Here is a 17,558-nt window from a genome sequence, read left to right as displayed (position 1 = left end):
GCGACGGCTACACGAGGGGCAGGACGCTCACCCGGAGGTTTTGGCCCAACTCGAGGATGGCCACGGTGGGCACCGCTTGGTCGCGGCGGTGTCGCATGACCTGCAGCCAGGACCACTCGAACCAGTCGGGTCGGCGCCCGAGGCGGCGGCGCGCCTCGCGGGGCGTGACCTGGTAGAGAGCGCCCGGATTCACGAGCAGCGCGCCACCCCACTCCTCGACGCGGGCCTGATGTGTGTGGCCGTAGACAATCACGTCAACATCCGGCAGCTGCCCGCGCAGCCAGTCCGCGAGCCCCCAGCGTGGCGGTCCGACCACGCCCAGTCCAACAGTCATGAGAAAGGTGAGGGGCTCCTCCAGCAGACGGCTGCGGTTACCGTGCAGCATTCCGATCCGCCAACCAGCCACCTCGATCACCCGGCGTAGCGGCAGTTCTGGCAGGGCGGCGTCATGGTCGCCTCGAACAGCCAGCACCGGCGCGATCCGGGCCAGCGTCGCCAGGGTTGCGTCCCCGCCCGGGCCGGCCACGTCCCCACAGTGGAGAAGGAGCTCCACGCCCTGCAGCCTTCGCTGGAGCGCGGGCAGGGGCAGGGCCGCCAGGTATTCAGGGCAGTGGCTGTCAGCGATGAGTCCGACTCGGAACACCCCGCCATTGTCAGGGTTCTCTCACATTGTTATTCGGACTTGCCAATTTGGCAATCGGCTTTTACACTTATCGATATGAATGATGACAAGCGGTCCATCCTTGAACGCGTTGCCAGCGGCGAGCTGAGCCCCGATGAGGCGGCTGGGTTGCTGTCCGAGGAACCGGCCAGCAGCATCGGGCTGGCGACCGCACCACCTCCGGGCGAACCAATTCAGCGGGTGCGCATCTCTCGCGCCCTGGGTTCGATCAAGGTGGTTGGTGATCCCGCGGTTAGAGAGGTGCTGGCGACAGGCCCTCACTCCTTCAGCCGCGACCACGGCACCCTCGTCATCGAGGGCGACGACGAGTCGGGCGAGTTTGCCTTCATCTGGGCTGGACGTAAGCAGGTGCGGATCGGTCGGCCTGAGGCTCGCGCTCTCGAGGTCCGGGTCAACCCGCAGCTGGCCTTGGAATTGGAGGCGCAGGCCGGAACCGTGAAGGTGTCAGGCATGGAGGGCCCGATCAAGGCCACGGTCCAGGCCGGGGCTGCCCGGATCAGCGGCTTTCGTGGACCTCTGGAGGTCGACGTGCAGGCGGGCTCGTTGAGTCTCTCCGGCCGGCTCACTTCCGGCCGCTCGAAGATCCGCTGTGAGGCGGGCAGCGTGCGGATGCACCTCGAACCAGAATCCAGCGTTCGCATCGCCGGCAAGAGCAACCTGGCCCGCCTGCAGGTCGAAGGCGGCACCTACTCGGCGGCCGAGGGCTGGAAGATAGGCGCCGGCGCGGCGACCCTCGACGTCGAAGCCACTATGGGCAATGTGAAGATCAGCGCAGGTTCGTGAAGAACCAGCGCCAGCCGCCGCGCTCAGCGCCGCGGGATTGTCCCGTCTGCGCTGAGCGCCTGGCTTTGACGCGGCTCAGCTGTCCGACGTGCGAGACCGAGATCTCCGGTGACTTCGCCGCCTGCGAGTTCTGCTCGCTCGGTACGGAAGATCGCGAAGTGCTCAGAGTCTTCCTCGCTTCCCGCGGAAACATGAAGGATCTGGAGCGCCACCTGGGCGTCAGCTATCCCACGGCCCGGGCTCGCTTCGACGGCCTGCTCCAGCGGTTGGGCTTGGCCGGGCCTCCGCAGCCCGCGCCGGGCTTGGACCTGCTGGAGCGGCTGGCCCGGGGCGAGATCGGAGTGGACGAGGCGCTGGGCCGGCTCCGTTGAGTGATTCGGCTGGACTGCGGCACCGGAATTGTGACTGCAGCGCTCAAGGAGCCCCGAGATACGTCCGCCTATGACTATCAAGTGATCCGGGAGCGGATCGAGGCCCCTGATCACGACCGCGCTTCCGCGGCCAGGCGCGATCACCTCGCCCACACTTGCCGGGGAGCGGAAGCGGGCAGATGAGCGATGTCGTGATCATCGGCGGCGGCATCGTCGGCTGTGCTACGGCGCTTCACCTGAAGCTGGCGGATTCGGCCCTCGAGGTGGTCGTGCTGGAACCCGATCCGACGTACGCCGAGGCCGCTACCGCGCGGGCCTCGGGCGGTGTGCGCCAGCTCTTCTCCCGGCCGGAGAACATCGCCCTGTCGCAGTACACGCTGGAGGTGATCCAGGCCTGGCCCGAGATGGCAGCGATCGATGGGCAGCCGCCGCCTGACCTTCACTGGCAGCGCCGCGGCTACCTCTTCATCGCCACGCCCGACCACGCCGAGACCCTCGCGGCCAACCTCCTCGTGCAGCGGCAACACGGGGTTCTCGCGGAGTGGCTGGACCCACCGGCGCTCGAGGAACGGTACCGGGCGATCGATTCCGCCGACCTGGGCGGCGGCGTGCTCTCACCGGATGACGGGTGGCTGGATCCGCACGCATTCCTCCAGGGCCTGCGGGCCAAGGCGCGACACCTGGGCTCGCGTTTCCTCGAGGAGCGGGCAGTCGGAGTCGAGGTGGCGGCGAATGCGGTCCGGGGGGTCGACCTGGCCTCCGGGCACAGTTTGCGGGCGGACGCCGTGGTCAACGCGGCCGGTTGCTGGGCTCCGGCGCTGGCTGCCGCCGCCGGCATGCCGGTGCCGGTCGAGCCGATGCTCCGGCTTGAGCACACAGTCGACCTTCCGCCCGACGTACTGCCAGGATTCGCGGCGCTGCCGTTCGTGAAGGATGGGCGTGGGTTGGCGATCCACCCCGAGGGGTCGGGGCTGTCGGTCAGCCTGGTCGACTTTGACGCGCCAGGCGGGTTCGACACCGCAGCCGACCCTGGCTACTTCGAGCGGGCGGTGTGGCCGGCGCTTGTGCACCGCTGCCCAGGCCTCGACCGGCTGCGGCTCCACGCCACCAGCAGCGGACTGTACGACCAGAACCGCCTCGACGGCAACGCCGTCATCGGCAATCGGCCGGGCCGACTCGACAACTACTACCTGGCGTGCGGCTTCTCGGGTCACGGCCTGATGCACGCGCCGGGGGTGGGCCGCGCGCTGGCGGAGCTCATCCTCCACGGGTCGTACCGGACGATCGACCTGGAGCGGCTCGGGTACGCACGGATCCTGCATCGCGAGCCGTATGCCGAGCGCGGCATCAGGTGAGCGGCCGGACGGCGGAATCCCCGAGGATGTGGCTACCATGTAGCCATGCTTCGCATCGGTATCCGTGACCTCAAGAACGGTTTGAGCCAGACCCTGCGCCAAGTGCAGCGCGGCGAGACTGTTGAAGTCACCGACCACGGTCGACCGATCGCCAGAATCGTCAAGGCTTGGCCATCACGGAGTCAGCAATTGGTCGCCGAAGGCCGGCTGCTGGTGCCGGAGGGTGCCGAGGATCTGCTCAACCTGGGTCCGCCGCCGCCTTTGCAGCCCGGCGAACAGCTGGGCTCAGTAACCTTGGCCCAGCTGCGTGCCGACGAGCGATAAGTACGCCTACCTCGACACGTCAGCGTTTCTCAAGCTGTGCTGGCCCGAACCAGAAACGGTTGCATTGGAAAACTATCTGAGCGGATGGCCGCAGCTCGTGTCGGCCGCGCTCATCTGGACTGAGGCTCTGCTGGCTGCTCAACGCCACGGGCCTGTGCGCAGGGCCCATGTCGAGCGGCGTTTGCTGGCGCTGCCCGTGCTGGAAATCAGCCGAGCCCTGTTTCGCGAAGCCGGCGCCCTGGCAGCCCCGGGCCTACGTTCCCTGGATGCGATTCACCTGGCTGCTGCAATCTCTCTCGGAGGCGATCTCGGCGTAATCGTCACCTACGACGAGAGGATGCGCAGCGCGGCCGCCGCCTTGGGGCTGTCCGTCGCCGATCCGCGCTGAGCGCGGGTTGAGCCTGCTCTAGCGCGCTTCCACCTGGATCCGTGCTTCGTAGGATGCGGCGCCGGCGGGAAAGGCGCGCGCCGCCTCATCACTGACCAGGCGGGCGCCGCTGGTCAGGCGGTTTAGCTCCGCCCAACCGTCGTGGATCCAGGTCACCCCGGGCGGCACCCGATCGGTGACCTCCGCCCAGGCCTTCATCTCGCCCCGATCGTTGTAGAGGCGGATGGGCCCGCCGTCAGCCACGCTGCGCTGCTCGGCATCTGCCGGGTTGAGCCAGAGCCGGGGGCAGGGATCCGCTTGCGCCAACGAGGGCAGCGCTCGGCCGTGGTCGTAGAAGCCATGAAAGTGTGTGAAGGTCCGGCCGTGCGTCAAGACGAGCGGATAGCGGCTGGCCTGGGGAGCTCGAAGATGGTTCTCGGGCGCCGGCTCGTACACCGGCACCCGCGGCACGCCCAGCTCCTCGGCCCGGCCGGTGACGAACTCCACCTTCCCGCTCGGCGTTGGGAAGCGGAGGTCAGCATGGCCGACGTGCCCGACCGCCAGCTCGATGTGGGGCTCAGCCGTGCGCAGCTCGTCGACCTTGGCGTGCCGGGTGGCGTCGTGGTCGAACAAGGCGTCGACCAGCTCGGCTGGCGATCGCCAGGGAAAGAAGCCCTCCATTCCCAAGCGGCCGGCCAGTGCGCTCAGCACCCAACTGAGCGGACGCGCTTCACCCCGCCGGTTCAGGCCCTGGTCCATGAGGTAGCCATGGGTGTTGGTGAGCTTGAAGCCGGTGTCCTCCAGCCAGGAGGTGCCCGGCAGCACCACATCGGCGAACTCGCGGAGGGTGTCGTTGAGGAAGAGGTCGAAGCCGACGACCAGCGGCATCCGCCGTAGCGAGGCCGCTATCCGGTTGCCGTCGGTGAAGTCGCTGGCCAGGTTCGAGCCGAACATCAGCAGCGCCTCGATCCGGGCCGCCTCCAGCTGCTCCAGGATGGTGCTCATCTCGCTGACCATCGAGTCCTCGGGCGACTTGCGATCCGGCGGCACGATCGAGCTCCGTCCCATGCCGTGGGAGAGGGCGGAGTGTCTTGGTCCCATCCCGGCGCCTGGCCGGCCGAGGCTGCCGGTCAGCGCCGGCAGGCAGGCGATGGCGCGGGCCGCGTGCCAGCTGTTGCCGCTCTTGTGCATGGAGCTGCCGCCGGCCACTATGACCGAGCGCTTGCTCGCCGCATAGAGACGCGCCAGCTCGACTATGTCAGTCGCCGCCAGCCCGGTCTCCGCCGCCGCCCATTCGGGCGTGTACTGGCGCACGTGAGCCGCCAGCTCCTCGAACCCGACTGTGTGCTCAGCCACAAAAGCAGCGTCGTGCCGGCCCTCGCCGATGATCACCTGCATCAGGGCCAGCGCCAGGGCCGCATCGGAGCCGGGTCTCAGGACGAAGCCGTGATCAGCGTGCTTGAAGGTATCTGTTCGCCGAACGTCGATGGCGATCACTGTGGCGCCACGCTTTCGAGCGGCCAGCACGCGCGGCGCAGTGTTTGCCTGACTGGCGAAGTTGGCGCCCCAGAGCAGGACGAGGTCGGAGTTGCGGGCCAGGTCCTCCATGGAGTTGACCTCGGTCACCCCTGTCAGCGAGAAGCCGAAGCCGCCCAGCCCCCAGCAGACGATGGCGGGAACCCAGGCCTGCGCGCCCAGCATGTGGGCGAAGCGCGTGCAGAGGGGACCGCCATACCCGTTGGCGTAGACGCCGTGGCCCGACCAGACTGAGGTCTTGGCGGGGGTCGCCTGGCGCACGCCGTCAGCTATCCGATCGAGCGCTGCCTCCCAGCTGGCTTCGTACCAGGCACCCGGCTCGCGGCGGTCGCGCATGAGCGGCCTGAGTAGCCGCTTTGGGTTGTCGACGATCTCGACCGCCGCCCGCCCGCGCAGGCAGAGGAAGCCGCGGCTGTCAGGGTTCTCCAGGTCACCCTTGATCGAGAGGACTCTGTCGTTCTCGATCTCCACCACCATCCCGCAGTACGTGGGATGGCAGTTCATGGGACACATGGTCCGGAAAGTGCGATGACCCGCTGCCGGCACCATGGGAAGCTCTCTCAGGCCAGAGGCAGTCATCCTGCCCATGGTAGGGATGGCCGGTCGCGCCCCGAGCGAAGTCACCAGAAGACCAGCGGCGGCGTCAAAGGAGGCCTGCCTCCCCTTGCACGTCAGTTGAGATGCGCCACTCGCTGCTGCTTCAGCCACTCCTTCGAAACTGTGAACTCGACGCGGCCCAGGCAGATGGCGCACCAGATCCGCTCGCAGCGCTCGCAGGCGATGTGCTGGTGATCCTGGCTCAGGTCCAGCTCCATGCTGAAGGTGCCGCATTCGAAGCACTGCACAGGGCACTTCACCGGTTGGCGAACTCCCGCTCGAACTCGGGAAAGTACTGATTGATCTCAGCCAGTTCGAAGCTGAGCTTGATTTGATCCGCGCGCTCGTGCTTCAGCAGGAAGTCGAAAGCCTGCCTGACCAGGTGCTCGGGAGCGTCGCCCGGCCGGCCCCAGCGCTGGAGGTCCTCCTTGCTCACCCGAACGTTGTGGCGGCTCACGTTCTCGCCCTCCGAGATCGCGACCGCGCAGTCCCAGCCCGCAGCCGTCGGCGAGGCCTCCACCCTGATCATCTGCTCAGCAATCGTAAAGCCGGGCCCGCTCCGCCGGCCGGCTAAGGGGGTGGCGGTTGCAGCGTTTGCAGGTCGGTGCGCGTGAAATCATCACCCAGGTGCAGGATCGGATGGCCTGTCAGCTCCGCCAGCGCATAGGTACAGCAGTCGCCAAAGGTCAGGGCAGCGGGATGGCGTCCCTTGCCGAAGCGTCGCCAGGCGATCAGCGCTCGCTCAGCCAGATCTGCATCGAACGGCTCAACCTGGATCTGCGCGTCACGCAACGCGCGCTGCGAGATCCCCGTCCCCGGCGGACCGGAACGGGCTTCCAGCACGATGCCCAGCTCGAGAGCGTTCGGAGCCGCCATCAAACGAGGAGACGCTCGCTTGAGCTGGTCCAAGAGCCAAAGGTAGTTGGACTCCCGGCGGAGTATGGCGACCAGGGCTGAGGCGTCCACCACCACAGCGCTCATGCCGGCAAGCCATGCTCGTCATAGCCGAGGATGTCATCGGCCGAACGATGATCGAGGACGGTCAGCGAGGAGTACTCGTAGACAGCATAGATCCGCGGTCACCGGATTCGGGGCAGTCGCCAATCCTCAGTCGGCCAGGACCCGGGTCTTTAGCCGGCGCTCTTCTGCGCCGGTGGTGCCAGTGCGTTCGACGCTGTAGGCGAAGGCCCCGTAGCGGTCGCTGACCGCTTCGACCAGCTCCTGGGCCCGGTAGTGCAGCCCGGCGCCGTCATCGGTCGCGTAGCCATCGGGAAGAACACCTTCGGCGATGAGCCGCTGGAAGAGAGGCCGACGCTGCGGCTCGGCGTCGTGGTGCACGCCATTGGCGAAGGGCAGGAAGGCCAGCCCGTTGTCGATCGGGCGCAGGTCCGGTTCGAAGGAGTCGGTGGTGCCGCCCACGTGCCAGCAGATGGAGCCGGCCGAGACCCCGCCCAGCACCACGCCCGCCTCCCAGCATTCCCGCAAGATCGGCTCCAGGCCGTGCAGCCGCCACATGGCCAGCAGTCCTGCCACGCTGCCGCCGCCTACCCAGATGACGTCCTGGGCGAGCAGGTGAGCGCGGATGTCGACCACGTTCGGCATGGTGAACAGCGCCAGGTGCGAGACCTGCACCTCCGATCCCACGAAGGCCCCGTACACCCAGGCCTGCTGGACCGGGTTGTCGCCCGAGGCGGTGCCGAGATAGCAGAAGCGCGGCCGCTGGGGTCGGCCGGCCAGCTCGAAGGCGAAGTCGATCAGCGGCCCAGGCTCGATCGGGCGCCGGCGGCCGGGATTGAAGCCACCGGACGTGGCCAGGATGGTCGGCGCGGCTGCCGCCATTCAGTCACCGCTCAAGGTGTGCCTGTCCTTCACAGCTGCGCTCAGCCTAACCAGGCGGCTGCCTCAAACCTCCGGCTTGACCCTCGAACGTTTGTTCGCTAAGCTGGGCTGGCCTCCTCTTCTTCCCACGTCCTCGCCGGGGGCATCTCCTCCCAAAAGAAGATGCAGAGCGAACTCCAGCGAGCCATCGATGCGATCCATGTCCGCTTCGGCGACCAGTCCCTGGTCAGGGCCACGCGGCTGCCGGCGGCCGAGCCCTGGCCGACAGGCATTCCGGCGGTCGACCGGCTGAGCGGCATCGGAGGCTGGCCACGAGGCCGGATCGGGCTCCTCTCCGGCCGGTCGGGCTCCGGCAAGCTGACCTTGGGACTGGCCCTGCTGGCCCGAGCCACGCGGGAGTTCGCCCAGGTGGTGGTGCTGGACCCCCAGCGGAGCTTCGATCCCTGGACTTTTGCTTCGCTCGGCGCGGACCTGCGCAACCTGACCTTGGTCAGGCCACCGAACGCAACAGCCGCCGGCGAGGCGGCGGTCTCCCTGGCCCGGGCCGGGGCCGGCTGCCTGTTGGTGCTCGATTCCCTGCCTGAGCCGGCCCTGGCACCGCTCGAATCCGCCGCCGCTCGCTCCGGCTCTGCAGTGTTGGCGGTGACTGGAGAGCCCGCGCCGCAGGGGCTGGCCTTCGCCTCCAGCTTGAGCCTGAGCTTGCAGCGGACTGACTGGATCTGGGAGCGGGGCCTGCCGGTGGGCCTGCGCACCCTGCTCGGCTGCCGGAAGAACAAGCTGGCAGCGCCGGGCGGAGAGGCTGAGCTGGAACTGCGTTACGCACTGGGGGCGCGGCTCTTCCAGGCCCACGCAGTACGGGAGACTCAGGCTGAGGAGACGAACGTGAGGGAGCTGCCGGCATGGCGGTTTGCTGCTGTCTAGTCCCTGATCTAGAGCTGGCGCTGCATCCTGCTCTGCGCGGCCGGCCGGTGATCGTCAGCCAGGCCGGGGAGCCGGTTCAAGCCTGTTCGCCGGAGGCGCGGAGCGCTGGTGTGCAGCCCGGCCTGACGCCGGCTCAGGCCGAGGCGCTCTGTCCCGCCGCCACCTTCGTCAAGCCGCAACCTGAGGCGACCGCGAGGCTGGCCAACCGGCTGGCCAGCGCCCTCTACGACCTGGCTCCCGTGGTCCAGGTGCGCCGTGACGGCCGGGTCTGGTTGGATCTGGACGGCGTGCCCAAGCTCGGTCAGGCCATCGCCGAGGCGCGCCGGCGGCTGGAGGCGGTCACCGGCTGGAATCCGCGGCTGGGGCTGGCGCCCGGTCCCTTCAGCGCTGCCCTGGCTGCAGCTCGGGCGGCGCCCGGACGGGTGCTGAGGGTTGAGAACGCTGCCGCCTTCCTGGCTCCGCTCCCCAGCCGAGAGCTGGATCTGGAGCCTGAGCAGTTTGAACGCCTGGAGCTGCTGGGGCTGCGCACTTTGGGCCAACTGGCGGCGATCGGCCCGCGCCGGCTGGAGAGCCAGCTGGGCAAGGCCGGACGGACGGCTGTGCTGCTGGCCCGAGGCGAGGAGCCGCTGCCGCTCAAGCCCTGGCGGCCGGCCGGCGTCATGAGCGCGCACCGCCAGCTGGAGCCGCCTGTCGAGGATCGCGAGGCGCTGCTCTTCATCGCTCGGACGCTGGCCGCAGATCTCGCCCAGGAGCTGGGCTGGCGGGGAGCAGGGGCCAAGCGGCTGCGCCTGCGGGTGAATCTGGAGGGGATCGCCGAGCCGCTCCTCCGGGAGTCTTTGGTGAGACATCCGCTGTCCAGCGCGGCGGAGCTGTTCGGGTTGGCCGGGGCCTGGATCAGAGAGCTGCAGCTGACGGGGCCGCAGGGCGCTGTCGAGCTGGCGCTGGAGGTGCCGGAGCTGGAGGGCGCCGGCCGCCGCCAGCTGCATCTCTGGTTGGGCGGAGATCGCTCGGCGGAGGAGGTGGAGGCGGCACTGGAGCGCCTGCAGGAGCGCTACGGCGACGAGATGACGCTCAGGGTGCAGCCGGCGCTTCTCGCCTCGCCGCTGGTCGCCCAGCGCTTCTCCCTGGTGCCCAGGTGACGTTCCTGGTCGATCCCCCGCGTGAGCTGGAGGTGCGCACCGACGCCGCCGGCTGCCCACGCTGGCTGCAGGCCGAACCGCTGATCGGCGAGGTGGAGCCGGTCCAGCGCTGGCTGGCGGAGCTGGACTGGTGGAGCCGCCCCGTCTCCCGGGAGTACTGGAAAGTGCTCCTGGGCGGCCAGCTGCTCTGTGAGATCTACCGCGACCTGGAAGCCGGCCGCTGGTTCGTGGAACGTGTCTATGACTGAGCGCTGGAAGCGGCTGACCCTCAGCTTGCACCAATCCCACTCCAAATCACCGGTTAGCTACCCACCGCCCCAACCCCCCACCCGGGGGGTTCAACGATCATATTCAGGCGACGTAGACGTTGGCAACAGTGGTTGTGAAGATTCTGCCGTACGCCAGCAACTTAAGCTTCGCCGAAGCCACCGACCGCCCCCATGAACCCCTACGTCGAGCTGCACTGCCACTCCAACTTCTCCTTCCTGGACGGCGGCTCCCACCCCCCTGAGCTGGCCCGGTGCGCCGCCGAGCTGGAGATGCCGGCCCTGGCGCTGACCGACACCGGCGGCGTCTACGGCGCCGTCCGCTTCCTCAACGCCTGCCGGCAGGTCGGCGTGCGGCCGATCATCGGCGCCTGCCTGGAAGTGGACGGCCAGGACCTCACCCTGCTGGCGCGCACTTTCGCCGGCTACTCCAACCTCTGCCGCCTTCTGAGCCTGGCCCACAAAGATCAGCCCAAGGGTGAGGCCCGCACCACACTGGCCGCCCTGAGCGGGCTTTGCCGAGACCTCTTCATCCTCACCGCCACCGACGAGGAGGCGCGGCTCCGAGAGCTCCAGGAGGCGCTGGGTAGAGACCAGGTCTTCGTCGAGCTGCAGCATCACCTGCGCCCGGAGGACGACTGGCTCCTGGCCGGCCGGGCGGAGCTTGCCCGCCGCTGCCGGGCGCCGGTCCTCGCCACCAACGACGTCCGCTACCACGATCGCTCCCGCCGGCCACTCCACGACGTGCTCACCGCCATTCGCCATCGCGCCACGCTGGAGACCGCCCGCCACCTCCTGCCGCCCAACTCAGAGCGAGTCCTGAAAAGCGGTGCCGATCTGAGGCAGCTATTCAAGGGCCAGGAGGAAGCGCTGGCCGCGACCTGGGACGTGGCCCAGGAGTGCAGGGTCGACCTGGACTTCCGCCGGGTTCGCTTCCCCGGCTATCCCGTGCCACCCGGAGAGACGCCCTTCAGTTACCTCTACCAACTCGCCCAACAGGGCGCCCGCCGGCGCTATCACCCCATCACGCCGGCCGTGGCGCGCCGGCTGCAGCGCGAGCTGGAGGTCATCGAGAAGACGGGTCTGGCCGAGTTCTTCCTCATCAACTGGGACCTGATGCGGTTTGGCAAAGAGCACGGCGTGCCCGGCCAGGGCCGAGGCTCGGCCGCTGACTCGATCATCGCCTACGTGCTCGGCATCACCCGGGTCGATCCGATCGAGCACAACCTGCTCTTCGAGCGCTTCCTGCACGAGGAGATGACAAGCGCCCCCGACATCGACATCGACTTTTCCACCGAGCACCGCGAGCAGGTGATCCAATACGTCTACGACAAGTACGGCTGGGATCGGACCGGGATGGTCTGCAACGTAGTCACCTTCCGGCCTCGCATGGCGATCCGCCAGGTGGGCAAGGCGCTCGGGTTTCCGATCGACCTCATCGACCGCCTGGCCAAGGGCGTCGACCGCTGGTTCGAGGAGAACGTGGACACCGTGATCGAGACGGCCGGCGCCCCGCCCGAGCGGTTCGATTCTTCTCTCTGGCAGCACTTCCGGCGCCTGGTCCAGGAGGTACAGGGCTTCCCCCGCCACCTCTCCATCCATGTGGGCGGCATGCTGGTCACCGGCGAGCCGCTGGTGGACATCGTGCCGGTCGAGCCGGCCACCATGCCGGGCCGGGTGGTGGTCCAGTTCGACAAGAACGACATCGAGGATCTGGGTCTGATCAAGATCGACATGCTGGGCCTGCGCACGCTCTCGGTGGTCGCCGAGACACTGCAGCTGATCGAGCGTTCGACTGGGCGCCGGCCGGATCTGGACGAGCTGCCACTCAACGATGCCGAGGTCTATGAGATGTGCAGCCAGGCCGACACCATCGGCGTCTTCCAGATCGAGTCACGGGCGCAGATGATGACGCTGCCCCGCATCAAGCCGAACGCGTTCAACGATCTGGTGGTCGAGGTGGCGATCATCCGGCCGGGACCGATCCAGGGCAACGCCGTCCACCCCTACATCCGGCGCAAGCAGGGCCGGGAAGCTGTCACCTACGCGCACCCGCTGCTGGAGCCGGTCCTGCGCGACACGCTGGGCGTCATCCTCTACCAGGAGCAGATCCTGGAGATCGCAATGCAGGTGGCAGGCATGTCACCGGCCGGCGCCGACCGCTTCCGCCGCGCCATGACGCGGCACTTGAACCGGGTCGAGATGTCGTCTCTGGAGGGCGACTTCGTCAACGGCTGCCTTAGCAACGGCGTGCCTAAAGAGGTGGCCGATGAGCTCTTCAGCGCCGTCCAGGGCTTTGCCGTCTACGGCTTCTGCCGCTCCCACGCGGCAGCCTTTGCCCGCACCACCTATGAGACGGCCTGGCTCAAGCTGCACCACCCGGCCGAGTTCTGCTGCGGCCTCCTGAACAACCAGCCGATGGGCTTCTACCACCCGAGCGTGCTGGTGGAGGATGCCAAGCGGCATGGCGTGAAAGTGCTGCCGGTGGACGTCAACCGGTCGGTCGAGCGCTGCCTGCCGGTGCCGGTCCAGCCGGGCGAGGCGCCGAGCTTGCGGATCGGCTTCAACTACCTGCGGGATCTGGGCGAGCCGGGCCGGCTGGCGATCGTCCAGGAGCGGGAGCGCGGCGGCGCCTACCGCTCCCTCGACGACTTCCTGGAGCGGCTGCGCGGCGCTCCTCTCAATCCGAAGGCTGTGGTCAATCTGGTCATGATCGGCGCCTTCGACGCGCTGCACGGCGTGATGCGGCCCGAAGCCTCTCCCCGCCGCGCTCTGCTCTGGGGCTGGCAGGAGCGCTGGGACGGCCGGGGCCTGCGCCGCAAGCTCGAACAGCAGCCCGAGCTGCGCCTGCCCGCCGCCGCTCCCCCACTGCCCAGCCTGAGCGAAGAGGAGGCCACTCGACTGGAGTACCGCATCGCCAATGTCTCCACCGGCCGCCATCTCATCGAGTTCCACCGCGAACAGCTGCAGGCGCTGGGCGTCCTGATCTCAAGCGAAGCGCTGAGGCAGCCGGCGGGACGCCTGATCAGGGTGGGCGGGCTGGTAATCACCCGCCAGGCGCCGTCGACTGCCAATCAGATCCGCTTCTTCACCCTGGAGGACGAGCGGGGCCACGTAAACCTGACGATCAAGCCTGAGGTGTACCAGCAATACCGCCGGGAAGCGTCGGCCCCGGTGCTGGTGGTGGATGGCAAGGTTCAGACTCAGGACGGCGTCTGGTCACTCCTGGTGACCAAGATCGCCGCCCTGCCCGGCGCCAGCAAGGAAACCTCCCACTCACACGATTACAAGTAGTCCACCCAACGCACAGGCGGACCAAGAAAGCAGGCTGGCGCCGTGTGATTGTGGAAGCGAATAGCCAGCCTTCTCCGCCCTCATACTGAGGCCGCAATGCCGCTCGATCCCCAGGCCGCCACGTATCTTCGCCGCCAGGCGGAGCTGGGGATCCCGGCCACCTCCAAGCTCCCGCCGGCCGAGGCGCGGCGGCTGATGGAGGACGGGACTGCCGTCAACTGGGGCGAGTTGGAGCCGATCGCACGGGTGCGGGATGAAGTGGTCAGCGGCGTCCCGATCCGGATCTACGAGGCCGAGCCGGACAGAGCTGCGCCCATCCTGCTCTGGATGCACGGCGGCGGCTGGGTGTGCGGTTCGCTCCAAACCCATGAGGGGGTCTGCCGCAACCTCGCCAACCGGACCGGCCTGCGCGTCGTCTCGATCGGCTACCGGCTGGCGCCGGAGCATCCCTTTCCTGCCGCCGTCGAGGACTGTTGGGCAGTGTTGCGCTGGGCTGCCCAGGAGGCGCCGGAAGTGGCAGTCGCCGGCGACAGCGCAGGCGGCAACCTGGCAGCCGTCCTGGCGTTGAAGGCCCGAGACGCCGGCACGCCTCTCGCGGCGCAGCTGCTCATCTACCCGGTGATGGACCAGGACCTCGCGACGGCCTCGTACGAAAGGAACGCGGAGGGCTATGGCCTGACGCGGGACTCGATGCGCTGGTACTGGGATCACTACCTGAACGGTGCTGAGGGCACCCAGCCCGACGCTTCCCCGCTCCGAGCGGGCTCACTGACCGGCGTCGCGCCCGCGCTGGTGATGGCCTGCGAGTACGACGTGCTGTACGACGAGGGGCTCGCTTACGCGAGGCGGCTGCGGGAGGCGGGCGTGCCGATCCAGGTCAGCGATCAGCGGGGCATGATCCACGGCTTCCTCCGCATGCATGCGATCTTGGACAGGAGCGAGTCGGCGCTGGCGGAATGCGCCGCCTTTCTCGCCCAGCACCTCAACAGTCCTGACTGAAGCGTCTTGACGGTGCGTTTTTGGCCTCACCGCCAGAGCGGTTCGACGGCAGCCTGCAGCGCACGGCCGATGTCGCCCAGCCGGTGGCGGCCCTCTTTGACTATCAGCCGGCCGTCGACCAGCACAGTGTCGACGTCCGCCGCGGTGGCGCTGAACAGCACCTGAGCCGGATCGCTGCCGGCAGTGCGCGCACTGTCCAGCCGCACAGCTACCAGGTCAGCTCGCTCCCCCACCGCCAGGCGGCCGGCCTCTGGAAAGCCGAGCGCTTCATGCCGCGTCAGCGCCGCCAGCAGCTCCCGGGGAGCGAACCGGCCCCGCCGGCCGCTGCCCAGCCGCTCGTCCATCTCCAGCGACCGCGCCTCCTCCAGCAGGTCGATGATCGCGTGCTGGTCACTGCCCAGCGAGAGCCTGACGCCCGCCTCATGAAGCTGCAGCGCGGGTCCGATGCCGTCGGCCAGGTCTCGCTCAGTGGTGGGGCAAAGGCAAGCCTGCGCTGAGGTGTCACCGAGCAGCGCCACATCATCCTGGCTGACGTGCGTCGCGTGCACTGCGGTGGTTAGCGGGCTCAGAGCTCCTTCGTTCTGCAGGAGAGCGGCCGGGCTGCAGCCGTAGAAGGCGCGGCAGACGTCGTTCTCCGCCGGCTGCTCCGAAAGGTGGACGTGCAGCGGCACGCCGGCCGCGGCTGCAGTGGCGGCGCGGATCGAGGCAGCAGGCACCGCCCGCACCGAGTGCAGGGCCGCTCCGATGACCGCCGTGTCGGAGCCGGCAAGGCGCGCGAAACGGCCGGCCCAGCCCTCAACGTCACCGTCGCCGAAGCGCAGCTGGACGCCTTCGAGCGGCGTGTGGCCCGAACCGGTCAGACCGCCAGCGAGATAGCACGCGTCCAGCAGGGCAATCCGGATGCCGGCCTCGCGCGCCGCCTGCAGCAGCGCCTCGCCCATGGCGTTGGGATCGGCGTACGGCACGCCGCCCGGGGCGTGGTGCAGGTAGTGGAACTCGCCCACCGCAGTGACGCCGGTCAGAGCCATCTCCGCATACGTCGCTCGCGCCAGCTCCAGATAGCTGTCGGGCGTAAGGCGCTCGGCTACCGCGTACATCCGCTCCCGCCAGCTCCAGAAGGTGCCGCCGGAATCGTGAGTGCGGCCGCGCAGCGCGCGCTGGAAGGCGTGGCTGTGGACGTTGGCGAACCCAGGCAGGGCGATCCCGGGCAGCCGCTCGGCGCCGGCCTGCGAGGCGTTGGGAGTGACAGCTGTGAAGCGGCCGCCGGCAACATCGAACAACACGTCGCGGGCGTGCCCCTGGGGCAGCAGGGCGTGCTCGGCGAACCAGCTCTGCGCCGTGGCGCGATCCGCTTCAGCCACTCGAGCTGGGTCCAGCGGTCGCCCGCCTAACCCTCACGCATGGGCACCCGCACGCCCCGCTCAACCGCCACCTGGTCGGCCAGCTCATAGCCGGCGTCGACATGCCTGATCACGCCCATGCCCGGGTCGTTGGTCAGCACCCGCTCGATCTTCTGGCGAGCCAGCTCGGTGCCGTCGGCCACTGTCACCTGACCTGCGTGAATCGACCTGCCGATGCCCACACCGCCGCCGTGGTGGATGGAAACCCAGCTGGCGCCGCTGGCGGTGTTGACCAGGGCGTTGAGCAGCGGCCAGTCAGCTATGGCGTCGGAGCCGTCGGCCATGGCCTCGGTTTCCCGGTAGGGAGAAGCCACAGAGCCGCAGTCGAGATGGTCGCGGCCGATCACTATCGGCGCCACCAGCTCACCTGAAGCGACCATCTCGTTGAAGCGCAGGCCGGCCAGATGCCGCTCGCCGTAGCCCAGCCAGCAGATCCGCGCCGGCAGTCCCTGGAAGCTGACGCGGTCCTGCGCCGCCCGCAGCCAGCGCTGCAGGTGGTCGTTCTCGGGGAAGAGCTTCAGCACCGCCTCATCGGTTGCGAAGATGTCGTCAGGATCGCCGGAGAGCGCTGCCCAGCGGAACGGCCCCTTGCCCTCGCAGAAGAGGGGCCGGATGTAGGCGGGCACGAAGCCGGGGAAGTCGAACGCCCGCTCGTAGCCGGCCTCGCGTGCCTCGGCTCGGATCGAGTTGCCGTAGTCGAAGACCTCAGCTCCGGACGCGAGGAAGCCGACCATCGCCTCCACGTGCTTCGCCATCGACTCGCGGGCTCGGGTGGTGAAGGCCTGCGGATCGCGCTTGCGGTATTCTTCCCACTCCTCGAACGCCACCCCTTCGGGGAGATAGGCGAGTGGATCGTGGGCAGAGGTCTGGTCGGTCACGATGTCCACAGCGATGCCCCGCCGCAACAGCTCCGGGAGGACGGTGGCGCAGTTGCCGACCAGGCCGATGGAACGGGCTGACCGCTCCCGCTTGGCGGCCAGGCAGCGCGAGATCGCGTCGTCCAGGTCGTGGGTCAGCTCATCCAGGTACCAGTGCTTCACCCGCCGCTGCAGCCGGCTGGCGTCGACATCCACCACCAGGCAGACGCCACCGTTCAGGGTCACGGCCAGCGGCTGGGCGCCCCCCATGCCGCCGCAGCCGCCGGTCACAGTCAGCGTGCCGGCCAGCGAGCCGCCAAAGCGCTTGGCGGCCACCGCGGCGAAGGTCTCGTAGGTGCCCTGCAGGATGCCCTGGGTGCCGATGTAGATCCAGGAGCCGGCTGTCATCTGGCCGTACATGGTCAGACCGAGCTGCTCCAGGCGGCGAAACTCAGGCCAGTTCGCCCAGTCGCCGACCAGGTTGGAGTTGGCGATCAGCACGCGAGGCGCCCACTCGTGCGTCCGCATCACGCCGATCGGTTTGCCCGACTGGACCAGCAGCGTCTCGTCTTCCTGGAGGGTGGTCAGCGTGCGGACAATGGCGTCATAGGCCGCCCAGCTCCGCGCTGCCCGGCCGGTGCCGCCGTAGACAACCAGGTCCTCCGGCCGCTCGGCCACGTCGGGGTCCAGGTTGTTCATGAGCATGCGCAGCGGCGCCTCCGTCTGCCAGGAGCGAGCTGTCAGTGCTGTGCCGCGCGGGGAGCGGACCGTCCGGGCGCCTTCCATCGCTTCTCCTTATCCCTGCAGTGCGCGGCGTTTCAAGGTCAG

The 17,558-nt window shown here is 68.6% G+C and carries 18 protein-coding genes; 10 read left to right on the top strand and 8 right to left on the bottom strand.

All coding sequences use genetic code 11. The annotated features are described in order from the left end of the window. Positions 1 to 7 precede the first annotated feature (7 nt). Positions 8 to 643 (bottom strand): metallophosphoesterase family protein, encoded by a 636-nt coding sequence (locus tag ACR2MZ_RS00375; RefSeq protein WP_434003091.1) that lies wholly within the window; start codon positions 641 to 643, stop codon positions 8 to 10. Between the two features lie 75 nt (positions 644 to 718). Here ACR2MZ_RS00375 and ACR2MZ_RS00370 point away from each other — a divergent pair, with 75 nt between their 5' ends. The 5 genes from ACR2MZ_RS00370 (at position 719) to ACR2MZ_RS00350 (ending at position 3,903) form a co-directional block, all read left to right on the top strand. After that, the gene (locus ACR2MZ_RS00370) at positions 719 to 1,465 is read left to right on the top strand and encodes a DUF4097 family beta strand repeat-containing protein (RefSeq protein ID WP_434003090.1); all 747 of its coding nucleotides are present in this window, start codon (positions 719 to 721) and stop codon (positions 1,463 to 1,465) included. After that, positions 1,462 to 1,836 carry a DUF2089 domain-containing protein gene (locus ACR2MZ_RS00365; protein WP_434003089.1) on the top strand — a complete coding sequence of 125 codons (375 nt, stop codon included), beginning with the start codon at positions 1,462 to 1,464 and terminating at the stop codon, positions 1,834 to 1,836. The genes ACR2MZ_RS00370 and ACR2MZ_RS00365 overlap by 4 nt, the downstream gene beginning before the upstream one ends. A gap of 179 nt (positions 1,837 to 2,015) precedes the next feature. Further along, positions 2,016 to 3,191, top strand: coding sequence for an NAD(P)/FAD-dependent oxidoreductase (locus tag ACR2MZ_RS00360; protein WP_434003088.1), 1,176 nt, complete (start codon positions 2,016 to 2,018; stop codon positions 3,189 to 3,191). A gap of 45 nt (positions 3,192 to 3,236) precedes the next feature. Further along, a complete protein-coding gene (locus tag ACR2MZ_RS00355) occupies positions 3,237 to 3,515 on the top strand; it encodes a type II toxin-antitoxin system Phd/YefM family antitoxin (protein ID WP_434003087.1) in 279 nt (92 codons plus the stop codon). Then, positions 3,499 to 3,903 (top strand): type II toxin-antitoxin system VapC family toxin, encoded by a 405-nt coding sequence (locus tag ACR2MZ_RS00350; protein ID WP_434003086.1) that lies wholly within the window; start codon positions 3,499 to 3,501, stop codon positions 3,901 to 3,903. The genes ACR2MZ_RS00355 and ACR2MZ_RS00350 overlap by 17 nt, the downstream gene beginning before the upstream one ends. Before the next feature lie 18 nt (positions 3,904 to 3,921). On the opposite strand, the gene ACR2MZ_RS00345 is transcribed toward ACR2MZ_RS00350, so the two are convergent. From ACR2MZ_RS00345 to ACR2MZ_RS00325, 5 genes are all read right to left on the bottom strand, one after another. Next, positions 3,922 to 5,931 carry a molybdopterin-containing oxidoreductase family protein gene (locus tag ACR2MZ_RS00345; protein WP_434003201.1) on the bottom strand — a complete coding sequence of 670 codons (2,010 nt, stop codon included), beginning with the start codon at positions 5,929 to 5,931 and terminating at the stop codon, positions 3,922 to 3,924. A 158-nt stretch (positions 5,932 to 6,089) separates the two neighbouring features. Beyond that, positions 6,090 to 6,275: a hypothetical protein gene (locus tag ACR2MZ_RS00340; protein ID WP_434003085.1), complete on the bottom strand. Its 186-nt coding sequence runs from the start codon at positions 6,273 to 6,275 to the stop codon at positions 6,090 to 6,092. Next, entirely contained in the window at positions 6,272 to 6,544 is a 273-nt protein-coding gene (locus tag ACR2MZ_RS00335; RefSeq protein ID WP_434003084.1) for a hypothetical protein, read from the bottom strand. Before ACR2MZ_RS00335 ends, ACR2MZ_RS00340 begins: the two co-directional genes overlap by 4 nt. 41 nt (positions 6,545 to 6,585) lie before the next feature. Continuing rightward, positions 6,586 to 6,996, bottom strand: coding sequence for a type II toxin-antitoxin system VapC family toxin (locus ACR2MZ_RS00330; protein ID WP_434003083.1), 411 nt, complete (start codon positions 6,994 to 6,996; stop codon positions 6,586 to 6,588). Positions 6,997 to 7,122: 126 nt separating this feature from the next. Then, entirely contained in the window at positions 7,123 to 7,854 is a 732-nt protein-coding gene (locus tag ACR2MZ_RS00325; RefSeq protein ID WP_434003082.1) for a Type 1 glutamine amidotransferase-like domain-containing protein, read from the bottom strand. Positions 7,855 to 8,016: 162 nt separating this feature from the next. On the opposite strand from ACR2MZ_RS00325, the gene ACR2MZ_RS00320 reads away from it, so the two are divergent. The 5 genes from ACR2MZ_RS00320 (at position 8,017) to ACR2MZ_RS00300 (ending at position 14,473) form a co-directional block, all read left to right on the top strand. Continuing rightward, a complete protein-coding gene (locus ACR2MZ_RS00320) occupies positions 8,017 to 8,775 on the top strand; it encodes a P-loop NTPase family protein (RefSeq protein WP_434003081.1) in 759 nt (252 codons plus the stop codon). Beyond that, positions 8,754 to 9,914: a DNA polymerase Y family protein gene (locus ACR2MZ_RS00315; protein WP_434003080.1), complete on the top strand. Its 1,161-nt coding sequence runs from the start codon at positions 8,754 to 8,756 to the stop codon at positions 9,912 to 9,914. The genes ACR2MZ_RS00320 and ACR2MZ_RS00315 overlap by 22 nt, the downstream gene beginning before the upstream one ends. Further along, positions 9,911 to 10,162: a hypothetical protein gene (locus tag ACR2MZ_RS00310; RefSeq protein ID WP_434003079.1), complete on the top strand. Its 252-nt coding sequence runs from the start codon at positions 9,911 to 9,913 to the stop codon at positions 10,160 to 10,162. The genes ACR2MZ_RS00315 and ACR2MZ_RS00310 overlap by 4 nt, the downstream gene beginning before the upstream one ends. 192 nt (positions 10,163 to 10,354) lie before the next feature. Continuing rightward, a complete protein-coding gene (locus ACR2MZ_RS00305; protein WP_434003078.1) occupies positions 10,355 to 13,474 on the top strand; it encodes a DNA polymerase III subunit alpha in 3,120 nt (1,039 codons plus the stop codon). A 96-nt stretch (positions 13,475 to 13,570) separates the two neighbouring features. Further along, positions 13,571 to 14,473: an alpha/beta hydrolase gene (locus tag ACR2MZ_RS00300; RefSeq protein ID WP_434003077.1), complete on the top strand. Its 903-nt coding sequence runs from the start codon at positions 13,571 to 13,573 to the stop codon at positions 14,471 to 14,473. 26 nt (positions 14,474 to 14,499) lie between these two features. Here the strand turns inward: ACR2MZ_RS00300 and ACR2MZ_RS00295 are convergent, their stop codons facing one another. Both ACR2MZ_RS00295 and hutU read right to left on the bottom strand, forming a co-directional pair. Then, positions 14,500 to 15,834, bottom strand: coding sequence for a formimidoylglutamate deiminase (locus ACR2MZ_RS00295; RefSeq protein ID WP_434003076.1), 1,335 nt, complete (start codon positions 15,832 to 15,834; stop codon positions 14,500 to 14,502). Positions 15,835 to 15,860: 26 nt separating this feature from the next. Then, entirely contained in the window at positions 15,861 to 17,516 is a 1,656-nt protein-coding gene (gene hutU / locus ACR2MZ_RS00290) for a urocanate hydratase (protein WP_434003075.1), read from the bottom strand. Between the last annotated feature and the right edge of the window lie 42 nt (positions 17,517 to 17,558).

This window comes from Candidatus Dormiibacter sp., assembly GCF_050999135.1.
GTDB classification, from domain to species: Bacteria; Chloroflexota; Dormibacteria; order Dormibacterales; family Dormibacteraceae; genus Dormiibacter; species Dormiibacter spiritus.
Note: the sequence above shows the minus strand (reverse complement) of the source record. Positions and strands in the feature narration are given on the sequence as shown.

Excerpts from the sequence above, each read along its gene's own strand:
- ACR2MZ_RS00370 (WP_434003090.1), top strand. The coding sequence starts at position 719 with ATGAATGATGACAAGCGGTCCATCCTTGAACGCGTTGCCAGCGGCGAG.
- ACR2MZ_RS00360 (WP_434003088.1), top strand. The coding sequence starts at position 2,016 with ATGAGCGATGTCGTGATCATCGGCGGCGGCATCGTCGGCTGTGCTACG.
- ACR2MZ_RS00355 (WP_434003087.1), top strand. The coding sequence starts at position 3,237 with ATGCTTCGCATCGGTATCCGTGACCTCAAGAACGGTTTGAGCCAGACC.
- ACR2MZ_RS00345 (WP_434003201.1), bottom strand. The coding sequence starts at position 5,931 with ATGTGTCCCATGAACTGCCATCCCACGTACTGCGGGATGGTGGTGGAG.
- ACR2MZ_RS00335 (WP_434003084.1), bottom strand. The coding sequence starts at position 6,544 with ATGATCAGGGTGGAGGCCTCGCCGACGGCTGCGGGCTGGGACTGCGCG.
- ACR2MZ_RS00330 (WP_434003083.1), bottom strand. The coding sequence starts at position 6,996 with ATGAGCGCTGTGGTGGTGGACGCCTCAGCCCTGGTCGCCATACTCCGC.
- ACR2MZ_RS00325 (WP_434003082.1), bottom strand. The coding sequence starts at position 7,854 with ATGGCGGCAGCCGCGCCGACCATCCTGGCCACGTCCGGTGGCTTCAAT.
- ACR2MZ_RS00320 (WP_434003081.1), top strand. The coding sequence starts at position 8,017 with ATGCAGAGCGAACTCCAGCGAGCCATCGATGCGATCCATGTCCGCTTC.
- ACR2MZ_RS00315 (WP_434003080.1), top strand. The coding sequence starts at position 8,754 with ATGGCGGTTTGCTGCTGTCTAGTCCCTGATCTAGAGCTGGCGCTGCAT.
- ACR2MZ_RS00305 (WP_434003078.1), top strand. The coding sequence starts at position 10,355 with ATGAACCCCTACGTCGAGCTGCACTGCCACTCCAACTTCTCCTTCCTG.
- ACR2MZ_RS00300 (WP_434003077.1), top strand. The coding sequence starts at position 13,571 with ATGCCGCTCGATCCCCAGGCCGCCACGTATCTTCGCCGCCAGGCGGAG.
- hutU (WP_434003075.1), bottom strand. The coding sequence starts at position 17,516 with ATGGAAGGCGCCCGGACGGTCCGCTCCCCGCGCGGCACAGCACTGACA.